This window comes from Neolewinella aquimaris (assembly GCF_014197245.1).
Classification (GTDB): Bacteria; Bacteroidota; Bacteroidia; order Chitinophagales; family Saprospiraceae; genus Neolewinella; species Neolewinella aquimaris.
In genome coordinates, this window is record NZ_JACIFF010000008.1 from 80,511 (window position 1) to 102,089 (window position 21,579).

Consider the following 21,579-nt stretch of genomic DNA (forward strand, 5'->3'; position numbering starts at 1 on the left):
CATTAACCGATTCAGGGAGGGCTGTGGTATGTACAACCGCAAAACACCTCCCATTACTCGTCACAGTAGTGTAAAATATCTGAAAAGTCAGAAATTATGCCAACTCTTCCCGAATCTTATTGAGTGCACTGCCGGCACGTACCCAGTCGATCTGAGCCTGGTTGTACGTATGGGCTACCTCGAATGATTCCGTAGTGCCGTCGGCGTGGTCGAGCTGAACGGTAAGGTTCCGCCCCGGCGCCATCGCGTGAAAATCCGTGATGCTGACCTTGTCGTCTTGCCGGATCTTGTCGTAATCGTCGGGATTCACGAACGTCAGCGCCAGCATTCCCTGCTTCTTCAGGTTCGTCTCATGAATCCGGGCAAAACTCTTCACCAGTACGGCGTGCACACCCAGGAAGCGGGGCTCCATGGCGGCGTGTTCCCGGCTCGAGCCCTCGCCGTAGTTTTCCTCTCCAACGACAATTTGTCCGACTCCGTTATCCCGGTAGGTCGTTCCGCTGTCGGGCACGGCCATGTACTCATTGGTGAGGAAATTGATGACCGAGTTCGTCTTTTCGTTAAATGCATTGACCGCACCGATCAGACAGTTCTGGGAGATGTTCTCCAGGTGGCCACGGTACGTCAGCCACGGCCCGGCCATGGAGATGTGGTCGGTGGTACACTTGCCCTTTGCCTTGATGAGGACGCGCATGTCCCGCACCTGCTCCGGTTGAATGGGCTTAAAGGGATCGAGCAATTGCAGGCGATCACTCTTGGGGTCTACCTTAACCTCAATGCCACTGCCGTCTTCGGCGGGGGCCTGGTACCCGGCGTCCTCTACCGCAAAGCCATTGGGGGGCAGCTCGTAACCGGTAGGGGGCGATAGTTTGACTTGTTCACCCCGGTCGTTGGTCAGGGTGTCGGTAAGGGGATTGAACTTCATGCTACCGCTGAGCGCCATTGCCGTCACCAGTTCGGGGCTAGCTACGAAACCGCGCGTCTGGGGATTGCCGTCGTTGCGCTTGGCAAAGTTGCGGTTGAAGCTCGTGAGGATCGAGTTGGCCCGATTGGGATCATCGGTGTGACGGGCCCACTGCCCGATACAGGGACCACAGGCATTGGCCAGCACGATGCCGTCGATTTCCTCGAAGGCGTCAAGAATGCCGTCGCGCTCCACCGTATAGCGGATCTGTTCGGACCCCGGAGTCACGGTAAACTCACTCTTGAACTTCAGGCCCTTGGCCTTGGCGTCCTTCGCGATGTTGGCGGCCCGGTCGAGGTCTTCGTAGCTGGAGTTAGTACAGCTACCGATCAGTCCTACTTCCAGTACGGGGGGAAATTCAAACTTGTCCACCGCCGCGGCGAATTCGCTGATGGGGAAGGCCCGGTCGGGGGTGTAGGGCCCGTTGATGTGGGGTTCCAGGGTATTCAGGTCGATCTCGATCACCCGGTCGAAGTAAGCTTCGGGGTTGGCGTACACCTCGGCGTCGCCGGTGAGGTGCTCGGCAACCTGATCGGCCAGGGCGGCAACGTCGGCGCGATCGGTAGCCTTCAGGTAGCGACTCATGCTCTCGTCGTAGCCGAAGGTAGAGGTGGTAGCTCCGATCTCGGCACCCATGTTACAGATGGTGCCCTTACCGGTGCAACTCATGCTTTTGGCCCCTTCTCCGAAGTATTCTACGATGGCGCCGGTACCTCCCTTCACGGTCAGGATTCCGGCCACTTTGAGGATAACATCCTTCGGCGTGGTCCAGCCACTCAGCTTGCCCGTCAGCTTTACGCCGATCACTTTGGGCATTTTCAGTTCCCAGGGCATACCGGCCATCACGTCGACGGCGTCGGCACCACCTACTCCGATGGCGACCATTCCGAGACCACCTCCGTTCGGGGTATGGCTATCGGTACCGATCATCATGCCGCCGGGAAAGGCGTAGTTTTCAAGGACGATCTGGTGGATGATGCCGGCTCCCGGTTTCCAGAAGCCGATGCCGTACTTGTCGCTTACGGTCGCCAGAAAGTCGTACACCTCGCTGTTCTCGTTGTTGGCACGGGCCAGGTCGGCCTCGGCACCGGTTTCGGCCAGGATGAGGTGATCGCAGTGAACGGTAGAGGGTACGGCAACCTTGTCGCGGCCGGCCATCATGAACTGCAGCAGGGCCATCTGGGCGGTAGCGTCCTGCATGGCTACGCGATCGGGCTGAAAGAAAACGTAGTCCTTCCCCCGCCCGTACTGCTGCAGTGGGCTCTCCGGATGCAGGTGGGTATAGAGGATTTTTTCAGTAAGCGTCAGTGGCTTACCTAGGTTTTGCCGGGCTTCGGCCACTTTAGCCGGGAGGTCTGCGTATACTTTCTTGATCAGCTCAATATCAAATGCCATGGTGTGCTGTAGTTTTTTAAATTCGATTTATTCGAACGAGGTGCTGAAGGGTGAACGCCTTAGCCCCGGAAAAAGTCAACAAATGTAGCAGGATTCCGGCAACTAATACATGGGGCAACCACACCCCCCGGCCCGGCAGGCGTCCAGCAGGAGTAGGCACAAGAGCAGTAAAAGCAGTAATCCTTTATTCATGTCGCAGGCGAAAGTAATACGCAGGGCGGCGATGCGCGGGAGCAAGGCATACTAAATATAGCCATGCCGCGGTTTATCCTTCAAACGTCCTACTCCGCCATTTGGCGGGAGGACGCCCTTGCTATTGCTCGACCCCGGAAACCTATGCACTACTGGCCCACCACCGCCCGCCCGTCCTCTAAGAAAATCACCTACCTCGTCGCAACAAACGAAGGGATCGGTAGCTTCACCGTACCGGAACACGCCGCGGCGGCCGCCCTGCAGCAACTCCGTCAGGGACTATACGTAGAGGGATTAGCCCTGATCCCCATGCATCTTCTTATGCGGGTGCAATCCTACCAAGACAGTACCAGCCTGATCGTCCGCCAGCACGCAGGCAAATCTCAGCGTTTTCAACTCCGTACCGTTGCCGCACGCAACGAAGCCATGCGGGTACTCCGCGACCACCCCGCCGTCAAGGAATCCAATATGCTGGACCAGCCGCTCGCCGACCGCATAACGCCCCGCCTGGCGGCCTGCGCCGTACTCAGTATCCTGGGCTGGATCGCCTTCGAACTCTTCGTCGCCAATGGCCGCGATAGTGAGGGAATGAATCAACTGTCGCTCGGTGTGTTCACCGAACTCCCCTTCGTCCTGCTACCCATCTCGATCGGCGTTATCGCGGTGGGTGCCGCCGTTTACACCCTGTGGCAATCCCGCCAGGAAACCCCCACCCTGGAAGAGGTGCTCTTCAAATAGCCGTTGGACGGGGTGACACCGTCCAACGGGTGAGGGGTCGGTCGGTGAGGGGAAATTTACCCGAAGCACCCTACCTTTCGCCCCGTGCACACCCTGATCACTCCGCTCGACTGGGGGCTCGGCCACGCCAGCCGCAGCCTGGCCCTGGCCCGACAATTGGAGGCCGAGGGAGACCGCTTAAGCTGGGCCGCCAGCGGACCTGCCGCCGAAATGCTGCGTCGTGAACTGCCGGATCAGACCATTCACCCGCTGCCCCCTTACCGCGTAACCTACCCCACCCGGTCTATGGTGTGGAATGTGGCCCGTCAGGCCTGGCACTGGCAGCGGACCATCCGCGCCGAACACCGGGCCACCGCTGAACTGGTCCGCAGGCTCGAAATTGACCGCATCGTATCCGACAGCCGCTTCGGCTGCTACCACCGGGGAGTTCGATCGGTATTCGTAACCCACCAGCTGCACCCCATCACCGGCTTCGGGCCGGCCACGGCAATCTACCAGTGGCAGCTCCGCAATTTTGATGAGTTCTGGGTCCCGGACCACCCCGGCCACGATCGCCTCAGCGGCAGGTTATCCTCCCCCTCTGGCTACGACAACGTTCGCTTCATCGGACCCCTAAGCCGGCTTTCCGAAGCACCGGGCGAGGCCGCCTTCGACGTGCTCGTACTGCTCTCCGGCCCCGAACCGATGCGTACCCGCCTGGAAGAGCTAATATTCCCCCAACTCGCCGGCCTACCCTACTCTTACCGGGTCGTGCGCGGGCTACCCACCCCGGAAAGTGCACCGGCCTCGCCCCATATAGACTTTGCCGATACCCCCACCCTATCCCGCCTACTCACCGCCGCCCGCTACGTAGTCGCCCGCCCCGGATACTCCACCCTGATGGACCTGCGGGCACTCGGCAAGTCGGCCGTCCTGATCCCGACTCCCGGGCAGACCGAACAGGAATACCTCGCCCAACGTGCCCAGTTGCAGGGGTGGGCCGTAGCCGTAAAGGATCAGGAAAAGCTCGACCTGACGGATGCCCTCCGACGACTGGAGGGGCGCTGACTCATTCCAGCGCGCGCAGTGCCTCCCGCATAGCGCGGTAACGTTCGCGGTTGTCGACCACTACGGGTGGCGCGGCCCGTACGCTGCAATCCATAATCGGACAACGCTCGCAGGTCGTATTGACAACGACGCGGGGAATGGCCGGGTCATCGAGGAAGGCCACCTGCTTGTGCAGTTCGTCCGTGATCAGGAGACCGAGGGTCACGCTGACGTTTTTTCCCGGACGGGGATAGTCGCTGCGGGCCAGCGTAATACAGAGGTACTCATCGTCCGTGCCGTAGTATTTGCTCCGTTGGGCATCGATCCGCAGCTCCTGACCGGGCTCGTCGTTCAGGCTGCGGAGCAGGTTAATGCTCACCCAGCGCCGGCAGTAGTGTTCGAAGAGCCCGTTCTCGTGGGGATGGTGACGACGGCTCAGGTGAAGCTCCTTGTCGATAACGTAGTTGTCGCTCCTCGTATCGTGGGCGAAGCGGAGGAAAAACAATTCCGGAAGGCCGAAGAACTGGGGGATCACGTTCGTCATCCGGTGAAAAAACATCTCCGGCGTCGCGTTAAACCGGTGCATGAGTGCCAGGAAGGCGGCGGGATCCCACTGCGGGGCGCGGAAAAACTGCCGCAACTCCCTGGTAAAGGCCTGCAGCGGCAGGTGCAGCGCGACGCTGAAGTAGGTCGCCTTGCTGTGGTTCAGCACTTCTTCGAAGACGCGACCCCGCAGCAGGCTACTGGTATTGGACCGTTCCTTCAGTTTAAGGTAGCTGAAGGCCAGCTCCTTACCGAATTGGAACCCCCGCTGTACGTTGGTCAGGTTCCCGTTGAGCAGCAGGCGACCCGTCGCGGGCAGGTACACCGAGCGCAGTCCGGCGAGGGCGGGGCTCTCGTCCAGGCCACCGGGGACAATCTCGTAGCCGTAGCGGTCTTCCAGCAGTTCGCCCAGCAACCGGGGCGGCAGCGGGCGGATCGTAGGAAGGTCGTGTTGCTCGGCAAAAGCCTCCACGGCCCGCTCCAACTCCGGAAAGTAGTTGGCGTTGAGTTCTAGGTAGGAACGTAGGGCGGCGAAGTAGAAGTTTTCCTCCCGTAGCGCATAGCTCCGACTGATCTCCAGCAGGGTACTGATGAACGCCCCGACGCGTACCGGCGCGGCCGCAATGATCTCGGCCACCTTGCTGAGTTCGATGCCGAAGAGCTCCAGGGGCAGTTCGTTCAGAAAATTGGACTGCAGCAACTGGGCCACCGGTGCCAGCTCACGTCCCAGATCGGCGTCGGTTAGTTCCTTAGTGGTGGTACCGAGCGCCGCGGCCAGGTTGTCTACCTTATCGACCTTAGGGAATTTTTTGCCCTTCTCGATCTCGTTGAGGTAGGACAGGGAGATGCCCGTCTGCTTCGAGAGTTGGTCAAAGCTAAAGCCCCGCTGCTGCCGGAGTTGCTTCACCTTTAATCCGAAAATTATGCGCTCATTGGCGGTTTTTGCCCTCATCGTCGGGGCAATTTACAATACTGCGGGCGAAATTTCGCAGCCGCTGCTGGCGGCAAATTTTAAATTGCCAATTTGAAACTTAAAATTTACTCCCTCCACTCAAGGGTTTCCACGATGCGGAAAATATCTTCCTTCACGTATTCGATGACGGGGGCAAGGGAGTCCGGATTGACCTGGGTCTCGAAGTACAGGGCGCCCCGGAGGAAGTGGTGGGTGGTGTCGGTGAGAAAGAACTGGAAGGGACTGGCCGCCGGCCCCGCGATGTCGAAGGCTACGCCGTGTACCCGGGCGGAATCGCGGTGGACGACAATCTCCTGAATGTCGCTGGCGCGCTGGTTGTGTACGCCCACGAGTTGGAAGGCCTCGTCGCGCAGCTCCTCCCACTGGGCGTAGGAGCTTACGGGGTAGTAGGAAAAATGGAGGGTGCCGTTCAGGGCCGGGGCGAGTTTGAGGTTAAACCAGCAAGAGTCGGCCGGAGCTTCGTCGAAGTAGCTTGTTTCCCGTAGTACCCGGGTCGAGGCGGGCCGCTCGAAGGTGAAGGGGCAGTAGTCGGCCCCCAGCGTGGTGTAGGCGCGGACGGGATACTCGACGCGGGGATAGGAGCGGGGTTTGGGGACGGGGAGCACTTCGTCGCCGCAGGCACAAAAAAAGAAAAGGAGGCAGCAGGCCGTCAGAAATCGCATGCGACTCTAACGCCTGAAGCCTCCTTGCGGATTGCCGGCCACCGGATTTAGTTCCAGTCGCTGCACATGATACCAACTTCCGACTTGCGGATGATTTGCTGGCGTACGGTGTCACCCTTCTTTACGGTTACGATGTAGCGGCCGGGATCGAGCTCACTCAGGTTGAAGCTGGCCCGGTACCCATTGTGGTTCTTTACGGTAGTACCGAAAACCACGCTGTTGTTTTTCGCATCGCGGATCTCGATGCGCGTCCGCTGCTTTTCCATATTTGCGACGGTGAGCGAGAGGTTGTACGCTTCGACGGCGCTGCGGGTGATCAGGGGTTCTGCGGGCGTCGTAGCAAGGGCGGGGACGCAGGTGCAGAGGAGGAATAAAAAGAGCAAGGATTTCATGGCACGAATATTGTGGGTTAATGATTGTAACTTAAGCAGTTACGTTGAATGACGCTAAAGTGCCGGCAGCGTTGCACGTTGGCAAAAATTACCGATGATCCAAGAAGGAATGTCGACGAATCCAGGGCCACTGCTCTCCTGAAGTCCCTTTGCACCCGCGTCCCCGCCCCCGTGCACTTCCGGCGCAAATTGGTGTTGGGCGAAATATGGACGACGTAAGCGACCTTTTGGCCGGCATGGACCGAGAGCAAAAGCTCCGGTTGCTCGGGCGCCTCCTCAACGACCTGCACGCGGAGAAACTGGTGAGCCAGGAAACCCTGGTACAGATCGCCAGTGAGGTAATGGCGCTCGACTACCACGACGACGATGACTTTATCGTCTTTACCCATCTGGAACACGAAATCGAAGAAGAATGAGGCGCGGTGAAATATGGCTGATCAACCTGGACCCCACCGTCGGCGCGGAGATCGCGAAAAAACGCCCCGCCCTCATCATCAACGAGGACGGCGTGGGCAAGCTGCCGCTGCGCGTTATCGCCCCCATCACCAACTGGAAGTCCCACTATAACCTGGTGCCCTGGATGGTGCGGCTGTCCAGCGACGAGGTGAGCGGACTGGATAAGGAAAGCGCGGCAGACATCTTCCAGGCCCGCAGCATCAGCACGAAGCGCATGATCTCCAAACTCGGGGACGCGATCCCCGAACAGATGGAACTAGCCAAACGGGGCGTCGCGGTGGTATTCGGCCTCGCCGAGTGACCCAAACGGGAATAATCCCTGTTGTACCGGTATTAATCCCGACCGCGTGAAGAAACTGACCAAAACTCCTGATTTGCTCCGGCAGCTGCGGGCCTTCGATATCTTCAAGGACGTGGACGACGCGGCACTGCAGTGGCTGATCGATCGCTCGGAATACGTGATGTACCCCAAGGACAGCAAGCTGTTCAGTGCCGGCGACAAGATCAACCACATGGACGTGCTGCTGCGGGGGGAGTACGTGATCAGACGCGAAAGCAACGGGCGGACCAAAGAACTGGGCCTCTGGAAGGCACCCTACGTGATGGGTGTCCTGCCCTTCAGCCGCATGACCGATATACAGGCCGACGGCATTTGTCTAGCGGACGTTTACACCCTGAAGCTCCACAAAAACTGCTTCGTGGAGATGGTCAATACCAGCTACGAACTCACCCAGGCGCTCGTTTCGGTGATGACCAACCGCGTACGCGACTTCCAGCAGATGCGGCTGATGGACGAAAAGCTGATGGCCCTCGGCAAAATGAGCGCTGGACTGGCCCACGAGCTCAACAACCCGGCCTCGGCCATCGTGCGCAGCAGCCAGGAACTGCACAAGCAACTGGTGCAGACCCCCGAAAAATTCAAGCAGGTCATGGCCCTGCGCATTTCCTCCGACTCGGTCGAAGCGGTCAGTCGGGCACTGTTCGACAAGATGAGCGCCACCGGCGGAAAAACCGAGCTGAGCCTGATGGAGCGCGAGGAACGCGCCGACGACCTTACCGACTGGCTGGATGACCGGGGCGTAGGGGAGCTGGACCGGATCGTGGATACCTTGGTAGACTGGGGTTTCGAGGTGGACGACCTGGAAAAAATCGCCGACGCCGTACCCGAAGAGGCGCTCGAACCGATCGTCGGGTGGATGGAAACCAACCTGACCACCGAGAGCCTGGTTAGTGAGATTCAGACCGCCAGCGGCCGCATTGCGGAACTGGTGCGCTCCATCAAGACCTACAGCCATATGGATCAGGAGCCGAGCCTGGACATGGTGGACGTGCACGAGGGCATCCGATCCACCGTGACGATGCTGCACCATACCTGTAAGAAGAAAAACGTCAACATCGTACAGGAACTGGACTCCGAGGTACCCAAGATCAAGGCCCTGGCCGGCGAGCTGAACCAGGTGTGGACCAACCTAATTTCCAATGCGGTCGATGCCCTGCCCGAGCGCGGAGGTCAACTGATCATCCGCAGCTTTCAGGAACGCGACTGCGTCTGCGTGGAAGTGGAGGACAACGGCCCCGGCATTCCGGAGGAGATCCGAACCCGGGTGTTCGAGCCCTTCTTCACTACCAAGGCGATCGGCGAGGGTACCGGCATGGGGCTGGACATCGTGCGGCGCGTGATCGAGCACCACAATGGGTCGGTCAACGTGACGAGCGAGCCGGGCAAGACCGTGTTCCGCGTTTGCTTCCCCACGGGCAAGGTCGCCGCCTGACCCCGATCTTTACGCAGCAGTTTGAACATTTACTATCCGCAATATCATGGCCAGAGACCGCAAACCCATTATTCTTTCGGTCGACGACGACCAGCAGGTGCTCCGCTCCCTGAAGCGCGACCTGCGCAACCGCTATAAAGAGGACTACCGCATCATCAGCACCATCAGCGCGGAGGAAGCACTGGAAGCCGTGACCGACCTGAAGAAAAAGGGGGAGGTGATCGCGCTCTACCTGTCCGACCAGCGAATGCCCGAGATGCTCGGTGTCGAGTTTTTGGAGAAGGCCCGGCCGATCTATCCCAACGCCAAGCGCGTGCTGCTCACCGCCTACAGCGATACGGAGGCTGCCATTAAGGCCATCAACGACGTCCAACTCGACTACTACCTGCTTAAACCCTGGGACCCGCCGGAGGAGAAATTGTTCCCCGTGCTGGACGAACTGCTGGAAGACTGGAAACTGGGCTACCGGCCGGCCTTTCGGGGCATTCGGGTGGTGGGCTACCAGTATTCGCCGAAGTCGCACAACATTAAGGACTGGCTGGCCGCCAACCTGATGCCCTACCAGTGGATCGACGCCCGCAGCAAGAAGGGGGAGGACCTGATCGAACTTCACGATTGCCAGGTGAAGGAGCTCCCCCTGGTGATCCTCGAAGACGGCGCCGTGCTGAGTGATCCTAAACTGGACGACCTGGCCGAAAAACTGGGCATGAGCGCTACGGTGAGCCAGGACCTGTACGACGTGGTCATCATCGGCTCCGGTCCGTCCGGTATGGCGGCGGCCGTGTACGGCGGTTCGGAGGGACTGCGCACGCTGGTCATCGAGAAGCGGGCACCGGGCGGACAGGCAGGTACCAGCAGCCGCATCGAGAATTACCTGGGCTTTCCGAGTGGACTCTCCGGCTCCGAACTGACGCGGCGGGCCATGGCCCAGACCCTGCGGTTCGGAGTGGAAGTGGTGAGCCCGCGGGAAGTGACCGACATCGAGATCCAGGGCAACTACAAGATTCTTACCCTCGACGACGACACCAAGGTGAGGACCAAATCCGTGATCCTGACCACCGGGGTGCAGTACCGCATGCTGGAGGCGGAGGGGGCCGACCAGTTCAGCGGGGCGGGGGTGTACTACGGGGCGGCCATTACCGAGGCCAAGTCGTGCGAAAACCGCAACGTCTTCGTGATTGGGGGCGGCAACAGCGCCGGGCAGGGGGCCGTCTACCTTTCCAAATTCGCGACCCACGTCACCATTCTCGTGCGCAGGCCCGACCTCACCTCCAGTATGTCGAGCTACCTGATCGACCAGATCGATGCCATCGACAACATCACCGTACAGGGGTACCGCGAGGTGGTGAAGGTCTGCGGCGAGGACGACCACGTTCAGCGGCTCGTGCTTAAAAACCTGGAGGACGACAGCACCTTCGAAGTCGACGCCGATGCCCTGTTCATCTTCATCGGTTCACGGCCGCGCACCGAATGGCTGCAGAGCGGGCAGATCATGACCGACAAGAAGGGCTTCGTGATCACCGGCCGGGACCTGCTCGCCTCCCCCGAGCGCAGCAAGAGCTGGCCATTAGAACGCAATCCTTTCCTGCTGGAGACCTGTCAGCCGGGCATCTTCGCCGCCGGCGATGTACGGAGCGGGGCGATGAACCGGGTGGCCTCGGCCGTGGGTGAGGGGGCGATGGCGATCAAGTTCGTGCATGAGTATTTGGCGGAGCATTAGGGGGTTATTTGCTCATTGCTTCATAGATGGCGTAGAGGGCCAGGAGTACCTTTAGGAGGAGAGAGGTGAATTCCAGCCAGGGTTTTTTCTTGGCGAGTTTGTCGGTTTTTTCGTTGGGGGTGAGGGGATAGGTGACGATGACCACGATGATGTCGCGCAGTCGGTCGCGCTCTTCGTCTTTCGGGAGGGCGACTTTTTGGTCGGGTTGATCGGTTTTGGTACCGGACGGGTTTTTGGTATTATGGGTAGGCATGCTTTGAGTTTGAGGCGTGAAATTCCCGTAAGCGGCGCTACAAATTTAACCCACGGGAGCCACTTTTACAAACAAATTGTTTTAAATACAACCGGTTTGAACGCAGAAAAAGTTTCCTTTTCAAACAATTCCGGCCACTTACTTTCGGGTAGGTTGGAGCTGCCGGTCAACCGCCATCCCCACGCTTTTGCGCTGTTTGCCCACTGCTTTACGTGCGGCAATACGCTGACGGCTATCCACAACATCAGCCGCGAACTGAACCTACAGGGAATTGCCGTGCTGCGTCTCGACTTTACCGGCATCGGGGAAAGCGAGGGGGATTTCGTGGACACCAATTTCACCACCAATGTGTCCGATCTGCTGGCGGCGGCCGAGTGGCTCGGCGAGCACCATCGGGCACCGGCATTGCTAGTCGGCCATAGCCTGGGCGGCGCGGCGGTGTTGTGCGCGGCTACGGAGATCGAATCGGTGCGGGCGGTGGTCACCATCGGTGCGCCATTCGCGCCGGACCACGTTTCCCGCCACTTTGCCGAGCAACTTGAAGAAATTGAAAGTAAGGGAGAGGCGACGGTCGACATCGGCGGGCGCCCCTTCCGGATCGCCAAGCAGTTTATCGATGACCTGGAACACCAGGGCGTAGAAAAGAACATTGCCGACCTCGGTGCCGCCCTGCTGATCATGCATTCGCCGCAGGACCGGACCGTCAACATCGACGAGGCCGCTAAGCTGTACACCGCCGCCCGTCACCCCAAGAGCTTCGTGAGCCTGGACGGCGCGGACCACCTGCTGAGTGATTCGGCCGACAGCCACTATGCCGGCCGGGTCATCGCGGGCTGGTCCGGCCGCTACCTTCCCGTGCCGGAGCGCCCCGCCCTGGAGAGCGATCATAAGGTGGCCGCCCGCCTGGGCCAGGAAGGATTTACGACCGAGATCATGATCGGACCCCACCACCTTACTGCCGACGAGCCGGTATCGGTGGGCGGTAACGACTTCGGTCCCGGTCCCTACGAGCTGGTCAGTGCCGGACTGGGCGCCTGTACCGCCATGACCATCCAGATGTACGCCCGTCGGAAGAAGTGGGTCATCGAGGAGGTACAGGTGCACCTGAACCACAAGAAGGACTACGCCACCGATATGGAGGCTTCCAGCGAGCGCCCCACCAAGATCGACCGTTTCGAGCGGGTCATCATCCTGAAGGGCGATCTGACGGACGCGCAGAAAAAGCGGTTGCTCGAAGTCGCCGACCGCTGTCCCGTGCACCGTACGCTACACGAGACGGTGGAAGTAACGACGGTGCTGCAGGAGACGCCAGACTAATGCTTATTTGACGGCTTCCAGGTAGCCCGCTACGTAGGTGAAGGGGGCGTTCCAGTTCAGGCAGATCTCGTTGCTGGCGTAGCTGGGGGTCTGGTCGGCCCAGCTCTGCATGGGTACAGCATTGGGCTTGTAGCGGGTTTCGGCGCTGTCCTGCTGCCGCTCGTTCGGGCCGCCGGAGAGGAGTCCGGGTACCGGGGCATCGATGCCGTCGGCCGCACTGGCACGGTGGTGGATGAACTGCGGCGACCGGGAGCCGAAGCCCGTCAGGTAGCATACCGCGTTGGGATTGTGGCCGAGGACGTAGTTCATGCAGTCGCGCATCGCGGCTACGTATTCCTTTTTTCGGTTCTGCCGGTGGGCGGCGGCGAGGAACATGGCGGCGTTCATCACGTCGGAGTTGCTGCCCCAGCCGAAGCCGGTGATGGGCTGATGGTAGGCGTTGCTGTCGATGCTGCTTACGATGCTGTCGGCGAGGGTAACCACTAGTTCCCGCAGGCGACCGCTCATTTCCTGGGGCACCCGGTCGGGATGACGGAGCAGGGTGAAGGCGGCGAGGTTGCCCATATAGGAGTTCCAGCCGATGCCGGGGCCGAAACGGACGCGGGGCGGATTTTCCTGCAGGTCATTGTAGAATTCCTGCTCGCCGGTGGTGGCAAACAGTTCGGCGGCGGCCCAGGCGCGCTCGTCGTCGGCGTTGCCGTCGCCGTATTCGCCGGTGCTTACGTTAGTGGGATTTTTAAAGAAGGCCGCGGGATTGGCCTGTGCCCAGTTCCAGGCGTGGCGGGCGGCGGCCAGCAGGCGATCGGCGTAGTTGGCATCGTACTCCCGGTAGACGCGGGAGGCCTGGGCGGCGGCGGCGGCAAAGTCAAGGGTGGCGGTCGTGCTTTTGCCGACGATGAAGCGTTGTTTGGTGGCTCCCCGCGGCATGACCATACCGGCAAACTTAAGGGTGGTGAGTTTGTGGAACAGGCCGCCGTCGTCGTCCTGCATGGTGAGCAGCCAGTCGAGTTCGTACTTAATCTCGTCGAGGTAGTCGCTCTTTCCGTTGCCGCTTTCGGGGATGTTGAGGGTGCCGTCCGGGGCGGGGTCGCCGATGTCTTCGTAGAGGGCGAGCAGTTGTCCGACGGGGAAGGCCCCGTTGACGACGTACTTATTGAAGTCCCCGGCATCGTACCAGCCACCGGGGCTGCTCGTTTTTCCGGATTCCCGGCCGCTGGAGGGGTGAAACTGTACCGACGTATCGGGGTGGCCGGCCTCGCGGGCGTACTCCCCGGCGTGGGATTCGGGGAGGGCCTGGCCGGCGCGCTGGTAGTAGAGTCCGCGCACCGAGCCGATGAAGGCCTCCCGAAGGACGTCTTCCGCTACCCGAAATGGAAAGGAATAGCCTACTTCGGGGATGAAGATACGGTACTCCCCTACCGGCAGCGGATCGATTTCGGCGGATTGGGCCATCACGCCGGCCAGTTGCCGCCAGTCGAGGGTGTCACTCAGCTGCCCTTCCCGGTAAGTGGTGTCGCCGGATAGGTCGGTGACGTAGAATAGTGATGCCGGCTTCGTGTATAGGGGGTTACCGACCGCGCTGGTATCGGCGTAGGTGAAGCGGATCGGCTGATCGGGGTAGTAACCGACCTGGTTGAGTTGGATCTGTACCGTCGCCCGGTCGGCGTAGGTGGGCGGTCCTTCCGGGGCGGAATCGCCGCAGCGCAGGATAAACAGGACGGGGAGAAGGAAGAGGAGGTGCCGCATGGAAGATTGTCGGTGAGGTGGGCGGAAAAGATACGGTTCCGGGAAGGTCCGTATATTTTGGCAATGCTTAATTACCTTCTTCCCCTCTGCATACTGGCCAGCGCCTGCACCAGTACCCAGTCCGTGCCCGCCGCTGCCGGGTCCGTCGATCCGCCCAACATCGTGCTGATCTTCACCGACGACATGGGCTACGCCGATATGGGGGCCTACGGGGGCACCCACGTGACCACCCCCCACCTGGACCAACTGGCAAAAGAGGGCGTACGCTTCACGGATTTTCGCGTGGCGCAGGCGGTGTGTACAGCCAGTCGGGCGGCGCTGATGACGGGCGTTTATCCCGGTCGGCTGGGACTACGGGGCGCCCTGGACCATACCGCAAAACGCGGACTGGCCCCCGAAGAAGTGACCATTGCCGATATGCTGAAGGGGCAGGGGTACCAGACCGCCATGGTGGGCAAGTGGCACCTCGGTCACTTCGAGCCCTACCTGCCCACCAATCAGGGTTTTGACAGCTACCTCGGCATTCCCTACAGCCACGACATGTGGGCCAGCCACCCGGAGGCCTGGGCGAAGAAGTACTTTCCTGAACGAGTGCCGCTACTGGAAGGAACTACCCTGAAGGACAGCCTTTCCGAATTTACCACCCTCAACCGGATGTACAACGAGGCGGCGGAGCAGGTCATCGCGGAACACGATCCGGCCAATGGGCCGCTCTTCCTCTACCTCGCCCACTCCCTGCCGCACGTGCCCCTGGCCGAGGATCCGGAGTACCTGGAGGCCACCGGGCAGGGAATGTACGCCGACGTGATGGCCGAAATCGACGCCGGCGTCGGCGAGATTCGCCGGCAGCTGGAGCAAAAGGGGATGAGCCAGAACACCCTGATCATCTTCACCAGCGACAACGGACCCTGGCTGAGCTACGGAGACCACAGCGGACGGACCCCCTTCCGCGAGGGCAAGGCCACCAGCTTCGAGGGGGGCGTGCGGGTGCCGCTGATCACCTACTGGCCGGGCCGCACCGCCGCCGGCACCGTGAACGGGGCCAACCTGATGTCCATCGACCTGCTCCCCAGCCTGGCGCGGCTCGTAAATGCCCCGCTTCCCGACCGCGAGCTCGATGGCCACGACCGCCTGACCGACTTCCTCGGACAAACCGAACGCCCCTCCCCCACCCCCTACGCCATCTACTGGCTCGACGACCTGCAAGCCGTCGTAAGTGCCGACGGGCAGTACAAACTGCACTTTCCTCACCCCTACTCCACCCTGGGCGACCAGCCCCCCGCGACCGGCGGCATGCCGGCAAAGTACCGGCTCGATTCCATCGGTTTGTCGCTCTTCGACCTGCGCGCGGATCCGGGGGAACGTACGGATGTCTCCGCCGCTCATCCTGAGGTGGTTCAACGGTTGACGGATTATGCTGAAGGGGTGGGTGCCGAATCCGCCCGCTCTTCCGAGTAGACCTTGCACCCGCGGCCCCGCCCGTACCACGTCCGGTCTCGTAACTGTATCTTACCTTTAAAGTCCCGCCGCCCAATGCTGAGCATGAAGGAAAAGGAAATGATCGAAGGTTCCCTGCGGGGAAACGAGCGCTGTCAGCGGGCGCTCTTCGATCGCTATGCCCCCCTGCTCATGGGCGTGTGCCAGCGCTACTGCCGCACCCAGACCGAGGCCGAGGACGTGCTGCAGGACACCTTCGTGCGGATCTTCAACAAGCTGCCGCAGTACGGATTCCGGGGCTCCTTTGCCGGCTGGGCCCGCCGCCTGTGCGTGAACGTGGCGCTGAAAATGTACCAACGCAAGCGCTTTACCTTCGAGCAAACCGGACTCGACAACACCCCCGATCTGGCCGGAGCACCCACCGCCTACGCCGATCTTGGAGAACAGGAACTGCTGGAACTGATCCGCGCGCTGCCCGACGGCTACCGCATCGTATTCAATATGTACGCCATCGAGGGCTACAGCCACAAGGAGATCGGGGAGCAACTCGGCATCCAGGAGGCCAGCTCCCGCTCCCAGCTGCTCAAAGCGCGCAAGGTGCTGCAGCAACAAATCGAACTCCGCCAACGCATCGCTATATGAGCCAGCTCGACGACCTCTTCCGCGAGGGCCTCGGTGACCGCCGGCCCGACGTACCCCAGGACATGTGGCAACGCATCGCCGCAAACAAAGCTCCCGTACCCACCGGTGAACAGCTCGACCGCCTCTTTGCGGATGCGCTCGCCGAGCGTAAAGCAGCCGTGCCCGCCGGTATGTGGGCCCGCATCGTAGCTGCCCGCAAGACGGTTAATTATCGCCTTTACGCCGCGGCACTGCTGTTGTTGCTCCTGGCCGCGGGCGGCCTGACGTATTACGTAACGGGGGCGGGGACGCAGGAGCAGGGAACATTGGCTATGACGCCGACCAGTTTCCCGGTTGCAGTACCGGACAACGCGTCTGCCGGCCCCGATCGTGACCTAAAAGCAAGCACTTCCGGCACGCCCTCCGCCGTGCTGAATACTGCTAATGGTGCGCAAACGGCTACAACTTACTTAAACACCGAGCGGGCTGGGGTCGAAGCGGATCCTTCCGGACCGGTCGCCGCCAGCGCCTCCATTAGCCCGACTACCGCTCCACCGACGGAGCAGGCTCGGCGCACGGCAACCCTGGCCAACGCCATCGCCGTTTTACCGACGAACCCGATCCCCACCCGGCCCCGGCTACCCGCGGCCGGACCCATTGCGCTGAGCGAGGGCAATTCGTTCCGGGGCAGCGGACGGCGGCGGTTGCAGGTCGAAGTACTGGCCGGAGCCGCCTATGCGAACCAGTCCTTCCGGTTGCGGGAGGAGGGAAGTCAGGGGCTGCGGGATGCGCGGGAAGTGAGTGAGTTTCCGGAGGTGAGTTTTCAGGTCAGCGCCCGCCTGAATTACCGGTTGAGGAACCGCCTTCACCTCGTGACCGGACTGACCTACGCCGAACTGCGCAACCGCTTCGAGTACGAACGCGCTATTAGGAGCGGACAGGAATTGATGCACAGCAGCAACCGTATCCGGATGCTGGAGGTGCCCCTGCTGGCGAGCTACCAACTTCCGGGTCGGCGGTTTCACCTGAGCGTGAATGCCGGTCCGCTCGTCAACGTCATGACCGGCGTGAGTGGAAAATTCCTCGACCCCGGCTCGGTAGTCCCGCGGGACCTGAGTGACGCGGGCGATTACCGCAGCAACGTTGGCCTCGGCTGGACGGCTTCCCTCACCACGACCTACCTCGTCGGGAAGCAGGGGACGACGCAGTTGTTGCTCGAGCCCTTCTTCAAGCACTACCCCACCTCCTTTACCACATCCGATGCCGGCCTTTCCGAGCGCTACTGGGTGGCGGGCTTACAGCTCGGGCTGCGTAAACAGTTTCGCTAACGATCGCGTACATTTAGCTCCGCAAACTTTCCCGCGATGCTTACCGACGTCTCCACCAGCTTTCCCCCCTCCGACAAGGCCGACTGGCTCAGCCAGGCAACTATGGAACTGAAGGGCAGGGATGTGGCCGAACTCGATCACGAGGTCAACGACCGCATTCGGTTGTCGCCCCTCTACACCGCGGCCGAGGTGGAGGCTCTTCCCCCGCTGAATCGCTCCGCGGGCTGGGAGGTCGGTGCTTACGTGAGTTCCGGTACCAATCCCGAGATCAACCGCTCGGCCCTCACCGCTCTCGACCGGGGTGCCGAGGCCCTGCTTTATCGCCTGTACCGTCAACCCGGAGCCGCCGAGATCGCCGAATTGCTGGCCGACGTGCGCCTGGATTTTGTGTCTTTGCACTGCGCCATGCGGTATCCGGGTCAGGATCCCGCCGAGCTGTTCCGCGACCTGGTGAAGTACCTGCGCCGCGAGGGCTATGACTTATCCAAGATTCGCGGCTCCGTCGACTTCGACCCCCTGCTCGACTGGAGCGAGCCGCCCTTTCCGCCCCTCATTCGTTTGCTCGACTTCGTTAATCGCTGGATGCCCGACTTTAAGGTCCTGCAGGTCAATGCCGCGGGCTTTAACAACGGTCCGTCGCTGGCCGACACCGAGCTGGCTTTGGCCATCGCCAAGGGGGCCGAATACCTGCAGCAGGCGCGCGAGCGGGGGGCCGAGCCCGCAACGGTAAATCGGCACCTGCAGTTTGCCTTCACCGTCGGCACTTCCTATTACGTCGACATCGCCAAACTACGGGCACTCCGCATCCTCTGGGCCAACGTCCTGCGCGGCTTCGGCATCGAAGACGCCCCGCCCGCCACCATTGCCGCCCACACCGACCACGCCACCCTCACCAACGACCGCGACGCCAATCTGCTGCGCCTCACCACCCAGGCCCTCGCGGCCGTGACCGGCGGGGCCGATCAGCTCTTCCTCTCCCCCGCCGAGGGCGGCGATCAGCCCGCCACGCCCTTCGGTCACCGGATGGCCCTCAACGTGCAGCACCTGCTGCGCCTCGAATCCGGCCTCGACGCCTACGCCGATCCCGCCGCCGGCAGCTACTACCTCGAGACCCTCACCCGCCAGCTGGTGGATTCGGCCTGGGAACGGTTTCGGGCCGTGGAGGCGCAGGGTGGGTTTGCGGTGGCGGTGGAGGTTTAGGGGGGGAGTGAAGGATAGAGGGGTTGAGGGAGTGAAGGGGTGAGGGGGGGGGGTGGTGATTGATCTTATGTTAACAGATAATCAATCTAATTCTATTTGTACCTGTAAGCAGGCTCTACACCTCACGAAACGGTATAAGTAACCCAACATATACAGCATAATACCCGCAAGAGGCGGTCAAAAATCATTCCGGCCAGTATCCTACCCTTCATGTCCAGGGACGTGGTGGATATGGTTATTACCGACTTGGCCGTCTTCCGTCATTTTGTACAATATCGAGGTGTTATTGAGTGGCTCGATGGCAGGGGGGCTAAATTTCATGCAGTAGCAGCTCAAAAAGAAGCACTCATCGGATGCTTTTACAAAACGTTAGCCATTTTTCCTAAATTGAGCCCTGCCCAGAGTTGTTTTAGTGAACAGGTTGCCGGCACCAACACCCCATGAATAAAAAACAACTCTCAGAGCGAGATATTTGTACCCAATTCATCACCCCGGCGGTAGTCGGGGCGGGATGGGACCTGAGAAAGCAGGTGCGGGAAGAAGTATCTTTTACGGATGGCCGCATCATCGTGCAGGGGAAGCTCTACGCACGGGGGAAGCAGAAACGAGCGGATTACATCCTCTACTACAAGCCCAACATCCCCTTAGTGATCATTGAGGCAAAGGCGAACCACCGGCCGGTAGGTGACGGGATGCAGCAGGCCGTTAAATATGCTAAAGTGCTTCAGGTGCCCTTCGTCTTTACCAGCAACGGTGATTCCTTTGTCTTTAAGGACATGGCCGCAGGCACCGAGCGGGAAATCAAATTGGATGAGTTTCCCTCCCCTACCGAATTATGGAGCAAGTACCTTGCGCACAAAGGCCTGGAAGACGATAGTGTGCGTGAAGTGGTGGAACTCCCCTACTACACGGATACCTCGGGCATGTCGCCCCGCTACTATCAGCAAAACGCAGTCAATCGTACCATCGAGGCAATCTCGACCGGACAAGAACGTATTCTCCTAGTAATGGCTACGGGTACAGGTAAGACCTATACCGCGTTCAACATCATCTGGCGACTCTGGAAGGGTGGGCTCAAGAAACGCATCTTGTTCCTCGCCGATCGAAACGTGCTGCTCAATCAGACCAAAACCGGTGATTTCTCTCCCTTCGGGTCGGACATCATGCACATCATTAAGCATCGGAAGATTGACAAGTCCTACCAGATTTACTTTGCCCTCTACCAAGGTTTGACGAGTAACGACGAAGACAAAAACGCCTACAAGGAATTCAGCCGGGACTTCTTCGACCTGGTCGTAATCGATGAGTGTCACCGGGGCAGCGCTTCCGAAGCCTCCGCATGGCGGGAAGTACTGGATTACTTCTGCAGCGCCACCCAGATTGGTCTGACGGCCACGCCGAAAGAGACGAAAGACGTATCGAACATCCACTACTTCGGCCCGCCGGTCTATACTTACTCGCTCAAGCAAGGGATTGAGGATGGCTTCCTTGCCCCCTATAAAGTAGTGCGGGTAACCACGACTATCGACGACGGCTGGCGGCCTACCCAGGGGCTGATCGATAAGTACGGCCAGGCCATCGTCGACCGTATCTATAACCTAAAGGATTACGACCGTAACCTTGCCATCGACGAGCGCACGCAGCTTGTGGCCGGTCGCATCACGGAGTACCTGAAGGATACCAACCGCTACGACAAAACCATCGTATTCTGTGTCGACATCGACCACGCCAACCGAATGCGAATGGCCCTCATCAACGCCAACGCCGATCTAGCTGCCGAGCACCCCAACTACATCGTCAAAATCACTGGAGACGATGAAGTGGGCAAGCAGGAACTCGACAATTTTATGGACGTCGAGGAAACCTTCCCCGTCATCGCGACCACCTCCAAAATGCTGACCACCGGCGTAGACACCAAGATGGTGAAACTGATCGTGCTGGACACCAATATTGGCTCGATGACGGAATTCAAGCAAATCATTGGCCGGGGCTCGCGCCTGCGGGAGACGGAAGGGAAAGTTTACTTCACCATCATGGATTTCCGTAAGGCCACCAACCTGTTTGCCGACCCGGATTTTGACGGTGATCCCGTACAGATTTACGAACCAGGACCAAACGATCCAATTGTTCCGCCCGATGATGTAGCAGAGGGCGGGGACGCAGGTGCAGAGGAAGGACAAGGAGCAATGATCCAACTACCCCCACTGGGTTACGGTCAGCCGCCCAACGTCGACATCCTGGAGGAGCCAGCAGCACCGCGCAAATTCTACGTAAACGGAGTAAGAGTAACCATTGCCCACGAACGCGTTCAGTACTTGAGTGGTGACGGAAAGCTGATCACCGAATCACTCAAAGACTATACCCGCCAGCGGGTAAAAGACAATTTTCCCACCTCTAGTGACTTCATCCGTCACTGGAACGACTCGGAGAAAAAGGCGGACCTGATAGCCGACCTCGCCGACCGGGGAGTCCTGATCGAAGCCCTACGGGAAGATGTCGGTCGGGACCTGGACCCCTTTGACCTCATTTGTCACGTCGCCTACGACCAACCACCGCTGACCAGAAAAGAACGGGCGGGAAAAGTGCGTAAGAGCAACTACTTCGCTAAATACAGCGCGCTCGCCCAGGAAGTCATCCATAAACTGCTGGACAAGTACGAAGATGAAGGTGTTGGCCCGCTGGAACAAGGCGCGGTTTTGAAAGTAAAGCCACTCAACGATCTTGGCTCCCCCGTTCAATTGGTACGGGCTTTCGGAAAGAAGAAGGATTTTGTGGCGGCGGTGAGGGAATTAGAGGGCGAGATTTATCGGACGGCCTAAACAGCCCCGCCCTTCATTCCCTATC

General features: G+C 60.1%; 19 protein-coding genes. 13 read left to right on the forward strand and 6 right to left on the reverse strand.

The window, feature by feature from the left end; genetic code table 11:
• Window positions 1–94: 94 nt before the first annotated feature.
• Entirely contained in the window at window positions 95–2,359 is a 2,265-nt protein-coding gene (locus GGR28_RS14895; protein ID WP_183496616.1) for an aconitate hydratase, read from the reverse strand.
• Window positions 2,360–2,695: 336 nt separating this feature from the next.
• On the opposite strand from GGR28_RS14895, the gene GGR28_RS14900 reads away from it, so the two are divergent.
• Window positions 2,696–3,289, forward strand: coding sequence for a hypothetical protein (locus GGR28_RS14900; protein WP_183496617.1), 594 nt, complete (start codon window positions 2,696–2,698; stop codon window positions 3,287–3,289).
• Window positions 3,290–3,373: 84 nt separating this feature from the next.
• Window positions 3,374–4,336, forward strand: a complete 963-nt coding sequence (locus GGR28_RS14905; protein ID WP_183496618.1) for a glycosyltransferase — start codon at window positions 3,374–3,376, stop codon at window positions 4,334–4,336.
• Window position 4,337: 1 nt separating this feature from the next.
• Here GGR28_RS14905 and GGR28_RS14910 read toward each other — a convergent pair whose 3' ends face one another.
• The 3 genes from GGR28_RS14910 to GGR28_RS14920 all read right to left on the reverse strand — a co-directional run bounded on the left by GGR28_RS14910 (window position 4,338) and on the right by GGR28_RS14920 (window position 6,885).
• Window positions 4,338–5,810 (reverse strand): helix-turn-helix domain-containing protein, encoded by a 1,473-nt coding sequence (locus GGR28_RS14910; protein ID WP_183496619.1) that lies wholly within the window; start codon window positions 5,808–5,810, stop codon window positions 4,338–4,340.
• Between the two features lie 86 nt (window positions 5,811–5,896).
• A complete protein-coding gene (gldD, locus tag GGR28_RS14915; RefSeq protein ID WP_183496620.1) occupies window positions 5,897–6,493 on the reverse strand; it encodes a gliding motility lipoprotein GldD in 597 nt (198 codons plus the stop codon).
• 47 nt (window positions 6,494–6,540) lie between these two features.
• Window positions 6,541–6,885 (reverse strand): hypothetical protein, encoded by a 345-nt coding sequence (locus GGR28_RS14920; RefSeq protein ID WP_183496621.1) that lies wholly within the window; start codon window positions 6,883–6,885, stop codon window positions 6,541–6,543.
• A 206-nt stretch (window positions 6,886–7,091) separates the two neighbouring features.
• On the opposite strand from GGR28_RS14920, the gene GGR28_RS14925 reads away from it, so the two are divergent.
• From GGR28_RS14925 to GGR28_RS14940, 4 genes are read left to right on the forward strand one after another with little or no spacing between them, the layout of a single operon-like run.
• Window positions 7,092–7,301 (forward strand): hypothetical protein, encoded by a 210-nt coding sequence (locus GGR28_RS14925; protein ID WP_183496622.1) that lies wholly within the window; start codon window positions 7,092–7,094, stop codon window positions 7,299–7,301.
• Window positions 7,298–7,642, forward strand: coding sequence for a type II toxin-antitoxin system PemK/MazF family toxin (locus GGR28_RS14930; RefSeq protein WP_183496623.1), 345 nt, complete (start codon window positions 7,298–7,300; stop codon window positions 7,640–7,642). The genes GGR28_RS14925 and GGR28_RS14930 overlap by 4 nt, the downstream gene beginning before the upstream one ends.
• Window positions 7,643–7,688: 46 nt before the next feature.
• Window positions 7,689–9,113, forward strand: coding sequence for an ATP-binding protein (locus GGR28_RS14935; RefSeq protein ID WP_183496624.1), 1,425 nt, complete (start codon window positions 7,689–7,691; stop codon window positions 9,111–9,113).
• A gap of 46 nt (window positions 9,114–9,159) precedes the next feature.
• Window positions 9,160–10,833 carry an FAD-dependent oxidoreductase gene (locus GGR28_RS14940; protein ID WP_183496625.1) on the forward strand — a complete coding sequence of 558 codons (1,674 nt, stop codon included), beginning with the start codon at window positions 9,160–9,162 and terminating at the stop codon, window positions 10,831–10,833.
• A gap of 4 nt (window positions 10,834–10,837) precedes the next feature.
• On the opposite strand, the gene GGR28_RS14945 is transcribed toward GGR28_RS14940, so the two are convergent.
• Window positions 10,838–11,086, reverse strand: a complete 249-nt coding sequence (locus GGR28_RS14945) for a hypothetical protein (RefSeq protein ID WP_183496626.1) — start codon at window positions 11,084–11,086, stop codon at window positions 10,838–10,840.
• Between the two features lie 96 nt (window positions 11,087–11,182).
• Between GGR28_RS14945 and GGR28_RS14950 the strand changes: the two genes are divergently transcribed.
• Window positions 11,183–12,403 (forward strand): bifunctional alpha/beta hydrolase/OsmC family protein, encoded by a 1,221-nt coding sequence (locus GGR28_RS14950; protein ID WP_183496627.1) that lies wholly within the window; start codon window positions 11,183–11,185, stop codon window positions 12,401–12,403.
• 3 nt (window positions 12,404–12,406) lie between these two features.
• On the opposite strand, the gene GGR28_RS14955 is transcribed toward GGR28_RS14950, so the two are convergent.
• Window positions 12,407–14,149 carry a glycoside hydrolase family 9 protein gene (locus GGR28_RS14955; RefSeq protein ID WP_183496628.1) on the reverse strand — a complete coding sequence of 581 codons (1,743 nt, stop codon included), beginning with the start codon at window positions 14,147–14,149 and terminating at the stop codon, window positions 12,407–12,409.
• A 63-nt stretch (window positions 14,150–14,212) separates the two neighbouring features.
• On the opposite strand from GGR28_RS14955, the gene GGR28_RS14960 reads away from it, so the two are divergent.
• From GGR28_RS14960 to hsdR, 6 genes are all read left to right on the forward strand, one after another.
• The gene (locus GGR28_RS14960; RefSeq protein WP_183496629.1) at window positions 14,213–15,607 is read left to right on the forward strand and encodes a sulfatase-like hydrolase/transferase; all 1,395 of its coding nucleotides are present in this window, start codon (window positions 14,213–14,215) and stop codon (window positions 15,605–15,607) included.
• 84 nt (window positions 15,608–15,691) lie between these two features.
• On the forward strand, window positions 15,692–16,228 hold the full coding sequence (locus tag GGR28_RS14965) for an RNA polymerase sigma factor (protein ID WP_183496630.1): 537 nt from the start codon (window positions 15,692–15,694) through the stop codon (window positions 16,226–16,228).
• Complete coding sequence (locus GGR28_RS14970; protein WP_183496631.1) at window positions 16,225–17,535, forward strand: outer membrane beta-barrel protein; 1,311 nt, start codon at window positions 16,225–16,227, stop codon at window positions 17,533–17,535. Before GGR28_RS14965 ends, GGR28_RS14970 begins: the two co-directional genes overlap by 4 nt.
• 36 nt (window positions 17,536–17,571) lie before the next feature.
• Complete coding sequence (locus GGR28_RS14975) at window positions 17,572–18,735, forward strand: methylmalonyl-CoA mutase family protein (RefSeq protein WP_183496632.1); 1,164 nt, start codon at window positions 17,572–17,574, stop codon at window positions 18,733–18,735.
• A 210-nt stretch (window positions 18,736–18,945) separates the two neighbouring features.
• Complete coding sequence (locus GGR28_RS14980; protein WP_183496633.1) at window positions 18,946–19,179, forward strand: hypothetical protein; 234 nt, start codon at window positions 18,946–18,948, stop codon at window positions 19,177–19,179.
• Complete coding sequence (gene hsdR / locus GGR28_RS14985; RefSeq protein ID WP_183496634.1) at window positions 19,176–21,554, forward strand: EcoAI/FtnUII family type I restriction enzme subunit R; 2,379 nt, start codon at window positions 19,176–19,178, stop codon at window positions 21,552–21,554. The genes GGR28_RS14980 and hsdR overlap by 4 nt, the downstream gene beginning before the upstream one ends.
• Window positions 21,555–21,579: the final 25 nt, after the last annotated feature.

Coding starts and splice junctions, on each gene's coding strand:
- GGR28_RS14895 (WP_183496616.1), bottom strand. CDS start 2,359: ATGGCATTTGATATTGAGCTGATCAAGAAAGTATACGCAGACCTCCCG.
- GGR28_RS14900 (WP_183496617.1), top strand. CDS start 2,696: ATGCACTACTGGCCCACCACCGCCCGCCCGTCCTCTAAGAAAATCACC.
- GGR28_RS14910 (WP_183496619.1), bottom strand. CDS start 5,810: ATGAGGGCAAAAACCGCCAATGAGCGCATAATTTTCGGATTAAAGGTG.
- gldD (WP_183496620.1), bottom strand. CDS start 6,493: ATGCGATTTCTGACGGCCTGCTGCCTCCTTTTCTTTTTTTGTGCCTGC.
- GGR28_RS14920 (WP_183496621.1), bottom strand. CDS start 6,885: ATGAAATCCTTGCTCTTTTTATTCCTCCTCTGCACCTGCGTCCCCGCC.
- GGR28_RS14925 (WP_183496622.1), top strand. CDS start 7,092: ATGGACGACGTAAGCGACCTTTTGGCCGGCATGGACCGAGAGCAAAAG.
- GGR28_RS14930 (WP_183496623.1), top strand. CDS start 7,298: ATGAGGCGCGGTGAAATATGGCTGATCAACCTGGACCCCACCGTCGGC.
- GGR28_RS14940 (WP_183496625.1), top strand. CDS start 9,160: ATGGCCAGAGACCGCAAACCCATTATTCTTTCGGTCGACGACGACCAG.
- GGR28_RS14945 (WP_183496626.1), bottom strand. CDS start 11,086: ATGCCTACCCATAATACCAAAAACCCGTCCGGTACCAAAACCGATCAA.
- GGR28_RS14955 (WP_183496628.1), bottom strand. CDS start 14,149: ATGCGGCACCTCCTCTTCCTTCTCCCCGTCCTGTTTATCCTGCGCTGC.
- GGR28_RS14960 (WP_183496629.1), top strand. CDS start 14,213: ATGCTTAATTACCTTCTTCCCCTCTGCATACTGGCCAGCGCCTGCACC.
- GGR28_RS14965 (WP_183496630.1), top strand. CDS start 15,692: ATGAAGGAAAAGGAAATGATCGAAGGTTCCCTGCGGGGAAACGAGCGC.
- GGR28_RS14970 (WP_183496631.1), top strand. CDS start 16,225: ATGAGCCAGCTCGACGACCTCTTCCGCGAGGGCCTCGGTGACCGCCGG.
- GGR28_RS14975 (WP_183496632.1), top strand. CDS start 17,572: ATGCTTACCGACGTCTCCACCAGCTTTCCCCCCTCCGACAAGGCCGAC.
- GGR28_RS14980 (WP_183496633.1), top strand. CDS start 18,946: ATGTCCAGGGACGTGGTGGATATGGTTATTACCGACTTGGCCGTCTTC.
- hsdR (WP_183496634.1), top strand. CDS start 19,176: ATGAATAAAAAACAACTCTCAGAGCGAGATATTTGTACCCAATTCATC.